Origin of the sequence: Schnuerera sp. xch1, from assembly GCF_019931165.1 — a bacterium.
Lineage (GTDB): Bacteria > Bacillota > Clostridia > Tissierellales > Tepidimicrobiaceae > JAIOUP01.
Genome location: NZ_JAIOUP010000002.1, coordinates 121,278 through 134,553, shown reverse-complemented (window position 1 = coordinate 134,553; position 13,276 = coordinate 121,278). Strand labels below are relative to the sequence as shown.

Genomic DNA, 13,276 nt, shown 5'->3' with positions numbered 1-13,276 from the left:
AATATATCACTATAATCTATTTCATGGAGGCTAAGTATGAAAGAAGTCAATAAAAACAAGCATGTGATTTTAATTTTAGCAATTATATTATTTGCTAGTTTAACTGGATTAGGATTATATATTCATTTTAATGTATTGAATACGGACCTAATACATACGGGGGTTAAGGTCGATGAATTTGAAGTATCTCAAATGACTAAAGAAGATGCATTAAATTTTGTTAGAGATAAAAAAAGAGGTATAATAGAAAAGAACATTAAACTTACATATCAAGATAAAGAATACTCTATTTCAATGATGGATTTAGGGTTTGATTATAACTATAGTGAGGCTATTGATAAAGCTTATTTAGCTGGAAGGGAAGGAAATATATTTAAAAGACTTAAAGATATTATGGATATTCGAATTAATGGAGTAAAAATACCACTAGATTCAAATGCTGATGGACAAAAGATAAAACAAATTGTAGATACAGTAGCTGAGGACATAGATGTAGAATCAAAAGATGCAGAAATTCATTTAGATAATGGAAATATCAAGGTAGTTAGTGAAGTGATAGGTAAGAAAGTAGACAAAGAGAAATTGTTTAATATGATTAAAGAAAATATTAGCAAATTAAATATTATTAAGATACCTGTAAATAGTATTATACCTAGATTATCTAAAGATTTGTTAAGTAGAATAAATGGAGCAATTGGTGAATTTTCTACTTCATTTAAAGGAAGCTCTCAAAATAGGATTGAAAATATTAGACTTTCTGCTGACGCAATAAAGGGTAAGATATTAATGCCTGGAGAATCTATGTCGTTTAATGAAACTACTGGACCACGTGAAAAGGAATTTGGTTATAGGGAAGCTAGTGTAATTTTGTCTGGTGAATATACTCCTGGCGTAGGTGGTGGAGTATGTCAGACATCTACTACTCTTTACAATGCCTTACTGTTGGCTGATGTAACCATACTAGAAAGATCACCTCATTCAATACCGGCAAACTATGTCGATTTGGGCCAAGATGCGGCTGTAGCCTATGGAGTTTTGGACTTAAAATTTAGAAATGATTTTGACTATCCTATATATTTTGATTCAAAAATAATTGGAGACAGAGTATATTTTTATGTGTATGGGGATGCGAATAATAGGGACTATACAGTAAAAATCGAATCAGAAATTGTAGAAATTATTCACCCAGAAGATGAAATTATAAGAGATAGTGCTTTAAAGCCAGGTAATAAAGTTTTAGTTCAAAAAGGAAGAACTGGATATAGAGTAAACGCTTATAAATCTATACTTAAAGATGGGAAAATTGTAAATAGAGAATTGATCAATAAGGATTTTTATAAGCCAAGAAATGCAATTTATAAAGTAGGAAAAGATGTACCAGCGGATACTGAATCAGATGAGGTATATAATGAAAATGGCAATATAAATGATTGATTGAAAGGAGAATAGTATTGCAAGACATAGATGAGTTGTATGACAAGAAAGTAAAATGTTCTGTATGTAATTATGAGTTTATAACAAAGAAGGTAAGGATTTCAAGGTTGAAATTGATAAAAAGAGATGAAGATTTTTTGTCTTATTATAAAGGAGAAAATCCAATAAAGTATAACATATTTGTATGCCCTAATTGTGGTTTTGCTGCAACAGAGAGTAAATATAGTTTAATTACTTCAAATAAGAAAAGAATAATTTTAAATGAAATTACTTCAAAATGGAATAAAAGAAGCTATGGAGATAAAAGGACTATAGAAACTGCAATTGAAACCTTTAAGCTGGCAATTTATATTGGCCAATTATTAGACTATAAAAAAATAGAATTAGGGTCTTTATCCTTAAATTTAGCATGGTTATACAGAATTAATGGGAATAAGGATGAAGAAATGCGATTTTTAAGGTTAACTAAGAACCTGTATGAAGAAGGTTTTCATAATGAATCATTAGTAGATATAAATATGGATGAAATGAAATTGGGGTATTTAATAGGGGAAATTAATAGAAGATTGGGACACAAAGATAAAGCTTTAAAATGGTTTAGTACAGTTAAATCTAATAAAAATATTAATTCTAATTCTATATTAAAAAGTATGCTTATGGACCAGTGGAGGTTAATTAGGGAAGGATAGATGAAAGGGATTATTAATTATTCGAAAAACTCCAACTTTTATCTGATAAAAATTGGAGTTTTTTGTTGACTATTTATGTTTTTATGATATATTAAACTTGGCAAACAGATTAGGAGGAAAATAGATGAAGTACAAGTTAATAGCTATAGACATGGATGGAACATTATTAAATAGTAACGATGAAATATCTGAAAGAAATAAGATGATATTATCTAAAGCTATAGGACAAGATATATTTATAATCTTAGCAACGGGAAGAATATTCAGATCAGCTTTACATTATAGTGAATATATTGGAATACGTAATCCTATAATAGCTTGTAACGGGGCTATGATTGTCTCAAATGACGGCGATAAAATTATATATGAAAATGCTATTAAGACTGAATTATCCAAAGAAATAATTAGATTAGCAGAAGAAAACAATATATATTATCATTTTTATGATAGGGATACATTTTATTATAAAAAAAATTATGATGTTTATATGCAGTATTATAAATATTATGAAGACAATTTTAGAAGACAAAACGTAAATTTAAAAAGTTTCGATAATCCTTTAAATATTTTAAATCGTATCAATCCTAAGATTTATAAATTTGTATTAATAGAGGATGATACAAATAAACTATCGGCTTTTAGGAAGAAATTAGAGAATGTTACAGGAATAAGTGTTTCTAGTTCATGGAATAACAATATAGAAGTGATGAATGAAGGTGTGTCTAAAGGCAGTGGATTAGAATATCTAACTGAAGCTTTAAATATCGATAGTTCCCAAGTTGTCGCTATAGGAGATAATGAAAATGATATGTCTATGTTTAAAGTCGCAGGGTTAGCAGTTGCTATGGCAAATGGTGATAAAACTATTAGAGAATATGCTGATGTAATAACTACTAACAACGATGAAGATGGAGTAGCAAATGCAATTGAAAGGTATGTATTAAATGATTAGTAAAGGAGAGCGTATATGACCTTAAACATCGTACTTGTAGAACCTGAAATACCACAAAACACAGGGAATATAGCAAGAACTTGTGCCTTAACTAATACAGTTCTTCATCTTGTTAAACCTTTAGGTTTTTCTGTTAGTGATAAGTATTTGAAAAGAGCAGGATTAGACTATTGGGATTTAGTAAATATTCACTATTACGAGAACTTTAACGAATTAATGAAAAAGTACAATAGTAAACAGTTTTTTTATGCTACTACTAAAGGGAAAAAGTATTATACTGATGTTAAATATTTTAGTGATAGTTTTATAGTATTTGGGAAGGAAACCAAAGGATTACCTGATGAGATATTAAATAAAAATTGGGACAAGACAATAAAGATTCCAATGAAACAGGGAATAAAAAGATCATTAAATTTAGCAAATTCTGTAAACGTAATATTATTTGAGGCATTAAGACAACTAGATTTTCCATATTTAGAATAATCTAATAAGTATAAGTAAACTATACTAAATAACCTGAGGTTAGGAGGATGTAAATGGAAATTGCATTACCAGTATTAGGTGGTCTAGGGCTTTTTCTATATGGCATGAATATAATGGGATCAGGACTAGAAAAAGCTGCGGGAGAAAGGTTAAAAAAGTTGATTGAAGTTTTAACTAGTAATAGATTAATGGGAGTAATAATTGGAGCGTTAGTCACTATGGTTATACAAAGTAGCAGTGCTACTACTGTTATGGTTGTTGGATTTGTAAATGCTGGCTTTATGACTTTAACTCAAGCTGTAGGAGTCATAATGGGAGCAAATATTGGTACAACAATAACTGCACAATTAATTGCATTTAATCTTACAGATATAGCTCCATTAGCAGTTGCAATTGGTGTGGCAATTTGGCTTGTTACTTCTAAGAAAAATTTAAAAAGTTTAGCTGAGGTGTTGATAGGATTTGGTATTTTATTTATTGGAATGGACATGATGGGGAGTGGTTTAAAACCATTAGCAGACAATCCTGCTTTTGCAAATATTATGCAGAGTTTAAATGATCCATTTCTAGGTGTATTAGTTGGACTTGGATTAACAACTATATTACAGAGTAGTAGTGCTTCCGTCGGCTTATTACAAGCTTTAGCTTCACAAGGACTTATTTCTTTAAATCTTGCTTTCCCTATATTATTTGGAGATAACATTGGGACAACTACTACAGCATTAATATCTAGTATAGGAGCAAACAAAACGGCAAAAAGGGCAGCAGTAGTACACTTTATTTTTAATTTAATAGGTACAATTATTTTTATTACAATATTGAGAATTCCTATACAAGCTATTGTTTTAAAGGTTTCATCTGGAGATATACAAAGACAAATTGCCAATGCTCATACATTATTTAATTTAGTAAATGTAATTATACAATTTCCATTTGCTAATTTATTAGTTAAGGCAGCTATGAAATTGGTTCCTGGTGACGATATAAAAATGGAAGAAGCAGGATTGAAGTTTTTAGATGCAAGAATTATAGAGACTCCATCAATAGCTTTAGGGCAAGCTGAAAAAGAAGTATATAGAATGGGACAGATAGTTCAGAAAAATTTAATTATGTCTTCTCAAGCATTTAAAAATAAAGATGAAAGATTGACTCGTCAAGTTTTTTCTCAGGAGAAAATAATTAATAGATTGGAAACAGATATTGTTGAGTTTTTAGTGCAATTGTCTAACGAATCTTTAACCGAAGAACAGTATACTCAAGTGAATGTATTGATGAATGTAATAAATGATATTGAAAGAGTTGGTGATCATGCAGATAATATAGCTGAATTAACTCAAGCAGCAATTGAGGATGACTTACAATTTAGTGATCAGGCAATGGAAGAATTCAACAACATATCAAGTAAAAGTCATGAAGTATTTCATAATGCAATAGAATCATTAAATGATGTAGATTTTACAAAGGCAAAAGAAGTATTGAGATTAGAAGAAATGATTGATGAATTAGAGAAAAGTTATAGAAATAGTCATATATATAGGTTAAATAATATGTTATGTTCTCCACATTCAGGTGTAATTTTCTTAGATTTATTGAGTAATTTTGAAAGAATATCTGATCATTCTTCAAATATTGCTCTTTATGTACTAGACAGACTTGATGAAGAATAATGAATATATAAAAATTAACAAAAAAAGGGTTGTATTAATAAATTTTATATATTATAATGTCAATAAAGTGTTAAGAAAATATCAATACAATTAAATATGGCGGATGAGAAGTGCGGAAGAGACCAATATAGCATTGGCGCCGAAGGAATAAGTCATAAGATCTGCCGTTTTATGATGATGATCTCAGGCAAAAGGACCGTACTTTGACGAAACTCTGAAAAGCGAAAGCGCCGAAGGAGCAATCCATTTTTATGGGGAAACTCTCAGGTTTGACGACAGAGTAGAAGGCATTATTGATTGTTTCTTCTAGTCTGTTTTTTTATGACAAAATTAAATTTTAAAATTTATTATTCAACAAAATTCTTATTTAGTATTTAGAATCACTAAATTTGGGTAAAATATATTTGTGCGTATTATATTCATACTGAAATTGTCTGACATAAACGTTGGCATTACATAATGTATATTTAGTATGAATAAGCGTAACCATAAAAGTAGTTAACTAAATAATGGATTCAAAGGAGGAGAAAAAATGTCAGAAATTTATGATGTTGTTATTATAGGAGAAGGACCAGCAGGATTAGCGGCAGGAATATATGCTGCAAGAGCAAGATTAAATACTTTAATAATTGAAAAAGAAAAAGCTGGAGGACAAATAGTTACAACAGATGAAGTAGCGAATTATCCTGGCTCTGTTGAAAATGCAAGTGGACCATCATTAATAGATAGAATGGTTAAACAGGCAAATGAATTTGGTGCAGAGGTAAAGCTTGATACAATTAAAGAAGTAGAACTTGAAGGGAAAACTAAAGTATTAAAGGGAGAAAAAGGTGAATATCAAGCTAAAACTGTGATCGTTGCAACTGGGGCAAATCCAAGACCAATAGGATGCCCAGGAGAAAAAGAATTAAGAGGAAGAGGAGTTTCCTATTGTGGAACATGTGATGCTGCTTTCTTTGAAGACATGGAAGTATACGTAGTAGGAGGTGGGGATACAGCAGTAGAAGAAGGAATATATTTGACTAAATTTGCTAGAAAAGTAACTATAATCCATAGAAGAGATGAACTAAGAGCAGCTAAATCAATTCAGGAAAAGGCATTTGCAAATGATAAAATTGAATTTATGTGGGATTCAGTGGTTAAAGAAATAAAAGGTGATGGAATAGTTGAATCCATGATAGTGAAGAATAAAAAGACTGGTGAAGAAACTGAAATATTTGCTGATGAAGAAGATGGTACTTTTGGAATATTTGTATTTATAGGATATGTTCCAACTACTGAACTTTTTGAAGGAAAACTTGATTTAGAACGAGGATATATCGTAACTGATGAGAATATGAAAACAAATATTCCAGGAGTATTTGCTGCAGGAGATTGTAGAGCTAAATCCTTAAGACAGGTAGTTACAGCAACAGCTGATGGGGCTATTGCAGCTGTTCAAGCTGAAAAATATATAAATGAAACATTAAATGATTAAAAAATATTCTAGGAGGGATAATGATGTTAGAATTAACTAAGAAGAACTTTGAGGAAGAGGTTTTAAATGTAGAAGGTCCTGTATTAGTAGATTTTTGGGGACCAACATGCGAACCATGTAAAGCATTAATGCCACATGTTCATGCATTAGAAGAAAAATATGGAGATAAAGTTAAATTTGCTTCATTAGACATAACAAAAGCTAGAAGATTAGCAATAAAACAAAAGGTCATGGGATTACCAGCTATTATTATTTATAAAGATGGAGCAGAAGTAGAAAGAGTAGCAGAATCTGAAGCTACTGCAACATCAGTAGAAGAAATGGTTAAAAAATACGCTTAATATTGATTTTAATTCTAAGGTTAACTTAGGGTTGAGATACATGCTTAAAAATAAGGGGAGGTGAACTATATGCGTCTTGAATTAGGCCAAGTGCTTATAAAGGATGTTCAATTTGGTGATGAAACTAAAATTGACAATGGTGTGCTTTATGTAAATAAAAAAGAATTGATTGATTTGATTAAGGAAGATGAGCACCTAAAAGAAGTAGACGTAGATATTGCAAAACCTGGTGAAAGTGTAAGAATTACTCCTGTAAAAGACGTTATAGAGCCAAGAGTTAAAGTTGACGGACAAGGAGGAGTATTTCCAGGCGTATTATCAAAGGTTGATGTTGTTGGAAGTGGAAAGACTAATGTACTAAAAGGATGTGCAGTAGTTACTACAGGAAAGATTGTAGGATTCCAAGAAGGTATCATCGATATGACAGGTCCAGGAGCAGAATATACTCCATTCTCAAAACTAAATAATTTAGTTCTAAGATGTGAACCTGTGGATGATTTAAAACAACACAATCATGAAAAGGCAGTTAGATTTGCAGGATTAAAAGCTGCAGCATATTTAGCTGAAGTTGCTAAAGAATTAAATCCTGATAATGTAGAAGTGTATGAGACATTGCCGCTACTTGAGAGCGTACAAAAATATCCAGAATTACCTAAGGTTGCGTATGTTCAAATGCTTCAATCACAAGGCTTACTTCATGATACATACGTATATGGAGTAGATGCAAAACAAATAGTTCCTACAATTCTATATCCAACTGAAATAATGGATGGGGCTATAATAAGTGGTAATTGTGTATCAGCTTGCGACAAGAATACAACTTATCATCACTTAAATAACCCGGTAGTTAAAGATCTTTATGCTAAACATGGAAAAGAAATTAACTTCCTTGGTGTTATAATAACCAATGAAAATGTATATCTAGCAGATAAAGAAAGATCATCAAATTGGACTGCTAAATATACAGAATATCTTGGATTAGATGGAGCTGTAATATCTCAAGAAGGATTTGGAAATCCAGATACTGACCTAATAATGAATTGTAAGAAAATAGAACAAAAAGGCGTTAAAACAGTTATAATAACTGACGAGTATGCTGGTAGAGATGGTGCGAGCCAATCACTAGCGGATGCAGATCCACTAGCAGATGCAGTTGTAACTGGAGGAAATGCTAATGAAGTTATAGAATTACCCCCAATGGATAAAGTAATAGGACATATTGATGTTGCTGATACTATAGCTGGAGGATTTGATGGTAGTTTAAAAGAAGATGGCAGTATAATAGTAGAAATCCAAGCTATAACTGGCGCAACAAATGAATTAGGATATAATAAGATGTCCGCACAAGGATTCTAAAATTGGTTTAAAATAAATGAAAAAATTAAAGAAAGGAAGTGTTCAAATGTCATTATTTGATGCAGATAAAAAAGTAATCATAATTGGCGATAGGGATGGTATTCCAGGACCAGCTATGGAAGAATGTATAAAAACTACAGACGCTGAAGTAGTATTTTCATCAACTGAATGTTTTGTCTGAACTGCTGCAGGAGCAATGGACTTAGAAAATCAAAAGAGGGTTAAAGAACTTACTGAAAAATATGGTGCTGAGAACATGATCGTATTAATAGGTGGAGCTGAAGCTGAAGCAGCTGGATTAGCAGCTGAAACAGTTACAGCAGGAGACCCAACTTTTGCAGGTCCATTAGCAGGAGTCCAGTTAGGACTTAGAGTTTATCATGCAGTAGAACCAGAATTCAAAGAAGCTGTAGATTCAAGTGTTTATGACGAACAAATAGGTATGATGGAAATGGTTCTAGATGTTGATGAAATAATAGAAGAAGTTAAAAGCATAAGAGATGAATATACTAAATTCAATGATTAATTCCCATAAAATTTAAAAAAACGGAGAGGGGGGAATCTAATGGGTAAAATAAAAATTGTCCATTATATAAATCAATTCTTTGCTGGCATAGGTGGAGAAGAAAAGGCTGATTTCCAACCAGAAGTTAGAGAAGAAGCTATAGGACCAGGGATGGCTTTAAATGCACAGTTTAAAGGTGAAGCTGAGATAGTTGCCACAGTTATATGTGGAGACAGTTATTTTGGCGAAAATATGGAAGAAGCAAAGTCAGAAGTGCTAAAGATGGTTAAGAAATACAATCCAGATTTATTCATTGCAGGACCAGCATTCAATGCAGGTAGATATGGAGTTGCCTGTGGTACAATAACGGATGCAGTTCAAAATGAATTAGGAATTCCAGCTTTAACTGGAATGTATGAAGAAAATCCTGGAGCAGATATGTATAAGAAGAGTGTATACATCGTGTCTACAAAAAATAGTGCTGCCGGTATGAGAGATGCAGTTAAGAAGATGGCACCATTAGCTTTAAAAGTTGCAAAAGGTGAGGAAATAGGATCTCCTGAACAAGAAGGATATATTTCAAGAGGTATTAGAAAGAATTACTTTGCAAATAAGAGAGGTTCAGAAAGAGCAATAGACATGCTTGTTAAAAAACTTAAAGGTGAGGAATTCTTAACTGAGTATCCAATGCCAGATTTTGATAGAGTTGAACCGAATGCAGCAGTAAAGGATTTGTCAAAAGCAACAATAGCTGTTGTAACATCTGGTGGTATAGTACCAAAGGGAAACCCAGATCATATTGAATCTTCATCTGCTTCAAAATATGGGAAGTATGATATAGAAGGATTTACAAATTTAACAAGTGCTGATCATGAGACAGCACACGGTGGATATGATCCAGTATATGCTAATGAAGATCCAGATAGAGTTTTACCAGTAGATGTATTAAGGGATATGGAAAAAGAAGGTAAGATCGGCAAACTTCATAGATATTTCTATACTACTGTAGGTAATGGTACTGCTGTAGCAAGTGCTAAAAAGTTTGCAGAAGAGATTGGTAAAGAATTGGTAGCTGACGGAGTAGATGCAGTTATATTAACTTCTACTTGAGGTACTTGTACACGTTGCGGTGCAACAATGGTAAAAGAAATTGAACGTGCAGGATTACCTGTAGTTCATGTATGTACTGTAGTACCAATTTCATTAACAGTAGGAGCTAATAGAATAGTACCAGCAATTGCTATACCTCATCCACTAGGAAATCCAAATTTAGAGCCTGAAGAAGAAAAATCTCTAAGAAGAAAATTAGTTGAAAAAGCATTAAAGGCTCTAGAAACTGAAGTTGAAGATCAAACTGTATTTGAAGATTAATATACAATCTGAAAATGGGTGATATATATATCACCCATTTTCAAACTAAATAAAAATATGTTTAGATAAACGTCGGAGGTGGAAATATGAATTATTCTGTAATAAAAGGAGCAGGTTATATTTTAGTACATGCTAAAGATATGGTAATAAACAATGGAACAACTCAATCAACAGAAAGAGTAATTAACCCTGATTCAGAATACCTAAAAAAGTTACCAAAACATTTACGTGAGTTCGATGAAGCTGTAGGTTATTTTCCGAATCAGGTTTATATAGGAAACTACAAACCAGAGGATTTAAAAAATCATGAACAACCTTGGTACAAAAATCCTATAAAGGATGCAGATAGAAATGGTAAATATGGAGAGATAATGCCAGAAGATGAGTTTATAGGGCTAATGAAAATTGTAGATACATTTGATTTGGTAAAATTAACTGAAGAATTTACTGAAGAAGTAAAAGCTAAATTAGAAGCTCATCCTTTAATAAGAGAAGATTTAATTGCTAGATTAAAAACTGGTGACGATGTAAAAGATATTAAAAAGTTAATTGATGAGCAAGGTGCAGAAGCAATAATTACTGAAGGAGAAGTTGTTGGCTGTGTAAAAAGAGCTCATGATGTTGATCAAAACTTGAATGCACACGTATTATTTGAAAATCTTGTAGTTAAAGCTTCAGGAGTTTTAGCAGGATTAAATCTAGTAGCAAAAAATGATATTAATCCAGATGATGTAGATTACGTAATAGAATGTTCAGAAGAGGCTTGTGGAGATATGAATCAAAGAGGTGGAGGAAATTTTGCCAAGGCCATTGCTGAAATGGTTGGATTCAAGAATGCTACAGGCTCAGACACCAGAGGATTCTGTGCTGCTCCAACTCATGCATTAATAGTAGCTTCTTCACTAGTACAATCTGGTGCGGCTAAAAATGTTGTTGTTCTAGCAGGTGGTTCTACAGCAAAGCTTGGAATGAATGGTAAGAATCATGTCGAAAAAGATATGCCAGTTCTAGAGGATACCATAGGAGGATTTGCAGTTTTAGTAGGTGAAAATGACGGTGTTAATCCAATACTAAGAACTGATATCATAGGAAGACATACAGTAGGAACAGGTTCTTCACCACAAGCAGTAATAGGTGCTTTAATAGCTAACCCACTTGAAGAAGCAGGCTTAAAAATTACAGATATAGATAAGTATTCAGTAGAAATGCAAAATCCTGAGATTACAAAACCAGCAGGAGCTGGGGATGTCCCTCTAGCTAATTTTAAGATGATTGGTGCATTAGCAGTAATGAAAAAACAACTTGAAAGATCTCAGATAAATGATTTTATTGAAAAACATGGTATGGTAGGATGGGCTCCGACTCAAGGACATATTCCATCAGGAGTACCATATTTAGGTTTTGCCAAAGAGGATATATTAGAGGGCAACATTAATAGAGCTATGATAGTAGGAAAAGGTAGTTTATTCTTAGGTAGAATGACCAATTTATTTGATGGTGTATCAATAATTGTAGAAAAGAATCCGGGGAAAGCAGATGAGGAAAAAGGTGTATCTGAAGAAGAGGTTAGAAAACTTGTAGCTGAAGCTATGAGAGATTTTTCTTCTCATCTACTTAAGGATTAGAGGTGATAAAATGTCAGATAATAATATTAAAAATATGATTGGCAAAGTTTTTAATGATATAGCGGATGCAATAGAAACTGGTCAATTTGGAGAAAAAGTAAGAGTAGGAATTACGACTTTAGGAAGTGAACATGGTGTAGATAATGTAATAAAGGGAGCAGAGTTAGCTCAAGAAAAGGACCCTTCTATAGAAGTAGTACTAATTGGACCAAAATCTGATTCGAAATTGACTCAAGTAATTGCTGAAACAGAAGATGAAGGTTATAAGAAGATGGAAGAATTGCTTGATAATGGAGAGATAGATTCATGTGTTACAATGCATTATAGCTTTCCTATAGGAGTTTCAACAGTAGGTAGAACTGTAACCCCAGGAAAAGGTAAAGAGATGATTTTAGCAACTACTACAGGAACTTCTTCTCCTCATAGAGTTGAAGCTATGATAAAAAATGGAATTAGTGGAATCATTACAGCTAAAGCTTTAGGAATACAAAATCCAACAGTTGGTATTTTAAATATTGATGGTGCAAGGCAAGTAGAAAGAGTATTTAATGAATTGAATAATAAAGGTTATGAAATAAACCTTACTGAATCCATTAGAGCTGACGGTGGAAGTGTTATGAGAGGTAATGATCTACTAGCAGGAGTTCCAGATGTGATGGTTACAGATACATTAACAGGAAATATCTTAATGAAAGTATTTTCATCTTTTACAACAGGTGGAAGCTATGAATCTCAAGGTTATGGTTATGGACCTGGGATAGGGGAAGATTATGATAGAATAATATTAATACTTTCAAGAGCATCTGGTGTACCAGTTGTTGCAAATGCTATAAGCTATGCAGCAAGTGTTATTAAGGGTAATATAAAGGAAATAGCAAAGACCGAATATAATAAAGCTAACAAAGCAGGACTTAAAGATATATTAGCAGACATAACTAAAGACACTAAGAAAGCAGAAGACAATGAAGAAGTAGAAGTACCACCAAGTGAAACAGTAACAGAAGGTATTACAGGGATAGATATAATGGACTTAGAGGATGCAGTTAGAGCGCTATGGAAGGAAGGAATATATGCAGAAAGCGGAATGGGCTGTACCGGTCCAGTAGTAATGGTAAGTGGAGAAAAATTATCTAAATCAATGGAGGTATTAAGCAAAGAAGGATATGTAGCTGATAAAGGCGATCCTTGTTAATGAGGAAAACACTCCAAAGGCTTAAAAAGTCTGGAGTGTTTTTTATATCTTTAACTCATTGTACACATTATACATTGAAAAATGGAATAGAATATTATATAATATTCTTGTTAATGTATTTAAAATTAAAGCATTAACGACATAAAATAATATATATATATATAAATTATGAATAGTAATTTAT

Annotated in this window: 12 protein-coding genes and 1 riboswitch; all 12 genes read left to right on the top strand. The window is 32.2% G+C overall.

Features of this window, described 5'->3' with window-relative positions; translation table 11 throughout:
• The first annotated feature begins 36 nt into the window (after window positions 1-36).
• The 12 genes from K8M07_RS02950 (at window position 37) to grdD (ending at window position 13,092) form a co-directional block, all read left to right on the top strand.
• On the top strand, window positions 37-1,434 hold the full coding sequence (locus tag K8M07_RS02950) for a VanW family protein (RefSeq protein ID WP_223376394.1): 1,398 nt from the start codon (window positions 37-39) through the stop codon (window positions 1,432-1,434).
• Between the two features lie 17 nt (window positions 1,435-1,451).
• Entirely contained in the window at window positions 1,452-2,123 is a 672-nt protein-coding gene (locus K8M07_RS02945) for a DUF2225 domain-containing protein (protein WP_223376393.1), read from the top strand.
• 124 nt (window positions 2,124-2,247) lie between these two features.
• Window positions 2,248-3,075, top strand: a complete 828-nt coding sequence (locus K8M07_RS02940; RefSeq protein ID WP_223376392.1) for a Cof-type HAD-IIB family hydrolase — start codon at window positions 2,248-2,250, stop codon at window positions 3,073-3,075.
• A 15-nt stretch (window positions 3,076-3,090) separates the two neighbouring features.
• Window positions 3,091-3,558, top strand: a complete 468-nt coding sequence (trmL, locus tag K8M07_RS02935; RefSeq protein ID WP_223376391.1) for a tRNA (uridine(34)/cytosine(34)/5-carboxymethylaminomethyluridine(34)-2'-O)-methyltransferase TrmL — start codon at window positions 3,091-3,093, stop codon at window positions 3,556-3,558.
• A 53-nt stretch (window positions 3,559-3,611) separates the two neighbouring features.
• Complete coding sequence (locus tag K8M07_RS02930) at window positions 3,612-5,225, top strand: Na/Pi cotransporter family protein (protein ID WP_223376390.1); 1,614 nt, start codon at window positions 3,612-3,614, stop codon at window positions 5,223-5,225.
• Window positions 5,226-5,328: 103 nt separating this feature from the next.
• A riboswitch (glycine riboswitch) is annotated at window positions 5,329-5,434 on the top strand.
• 323 nt (window positions 5,435-5,757) lie between these two features.
• On the top strand, window positions 5,758-6,702 hold the full coding sequence (gene trxB, locus K8M07_RS02925; RefSeq protein WP_263282425.1) for a thioredoxin-disulfide reductase: 945 nt from the start codon (window positions 5,758-5,760) through the stop codon (window positions 6,700-6,702).
• Window positions 6,703-6,725: 23 nt separating this feature from the next.
• Window positions 6,726-7,043, top strand: a complete 318-nt coding sequence (gene trxA, locus K8M07_RS02920; RefSeq protein ID WP_223376389.1) for a thioredoxin TrxA — start codon at window positions 6,726-6,728, stop codon at window positions 7,041-7,043.
• Window positions 7,044-7,112: 69 nt separating this feature from the next.
• Window positions 7,113-8,399: a glycine/sarcosine/betaine reductase component B subunit gene (locus tag K8M07_RS02915; RefSeq protein WP_223376388.1), complete on the top strand. Its 1,287-nt coding sequence runs from the start codon at window positions 7,113-7,115 to the stop codon at window positions 8,397-8,399.
• A 46-nt stretch (window positions 8,400-8,445) separates the two neighbouring features.
• On the top strand, window positions 8,446-8,925 hold the full coding sequence (gene grdA, locus K8M07_RS02910; protein WP_223376387.1) for a glycine/sarcosine/betaine reductase complex selenoprotein A: 480 nt from the start codon (window positions 8,446-8,448) through the stop codon (window positions 8,923-8,925).
• Between the two features lie 39 nt (window positions 8,926-8,964).
• Window positions 8,965-10,275 (top strand): glycine reductase complex selenoprotein B, encoded by a 1,311-nt coding sequence (gene grdB / locus K8M07_RS02905; protein ID WP_223376386.1) that lies wholly within the window; start codon window positions 8,965-8,967, stop codon window positions 10,273-10,275.
• 86 nt (window positions 10,276-10,361) lie between these two features.
• A complete protein-coding gene (grdC, locus tag K8M07_RS02900; protein WP_223376385.1) occupies window positions 10,362-11,900 on the top strand; it encodes a glycine/sarcosine/betaine reductase complex component C subunit beta in 1,539 nt (512 codons plus the stop codon).
• Window positions 11,901-11,910: 10 nt separating this feature from the next.
• Window positions 11,911-13,092: a glycine/sarcosine/betaine reductase complex component C subunit alpha gene (gene grdD / locus K8M07_RS02895; RefSeq protein ID WP_223376384.1), complete on the top strand. Its 1,182-nt coding sequence runs from the start codon at window positions 11,911-11,913 to the stop codon at window positions 13,090-13,092.
• Window positions 13,093-13,276 lie beyond the last annotated feature (184 nt).

What these genes read in the sequence shown, in the direction of transcription:
- K8M07_RS02940 (WP_223376392.1), top strand. Translation starts at nt 2,248, where the DNA reads ATGAAGTACAAGTTAATAGCTATAGACATGGATGGAACATTATTAAAT.
- K8M07_RS02915 (WP_223376388.1), top strand. Translation starts at nt 7,113, where the DNA reads ATGCGTCTTGAATTAGGCCAAGTGCTTATAAAGGATGTTCAATTTGGT.
- K8M07_RS02930 (WP_223376390.1), top strand. Translation starts at nt 3,612, where the DNA reads ATGGAAATTGCATTACCAGTATTAGGTGGTCTAGGGCTTTTTCTATAT.
- K8M07_RS02950 (WP_223376394.1), top strand. Translation starts at nt 37, where the DNA reads ATGAAAGAAGTCAATAAAAACAAGCATGTGATTTTAATTTTAGCAATT.
- trmL (WP_223376391.1), top strand. Translation starts at nt 3,091, where the DNA reads ATGACCTTAAACATCGTACTTGTAGAACCTGAAATACCACAAAACACA.
- grdC (WP_223376385.1), top strand. Translation starts at nt 10,362, where the DNA reads ATGAATTATTCTGTAATAAAAGGAGCAGGTTATATTTTAGTACATGCT.
- grdD (WP_223376384.1), top strand. Translation starts at nt 11,911, where the DNA reads ATGTCAGATAATAATATTAAAAATATGATTGGCAAAGTTTTTAATGAT.
- trxB (WP_263282425.1), top strand. Translation starts at nt 5,758, where the DNA reads ATGTCAGAAATTTATGATGTTGTTATTATAGGAGAAGGACCAGCAGGA.
- trxA (WP_223376389.1), top strand. Translation starts at nt 6,726, where the DNA reads ATGTTAGAATTAACTAAGAAGAACTTTGAGGAAGAGGTTTTAAATGTA.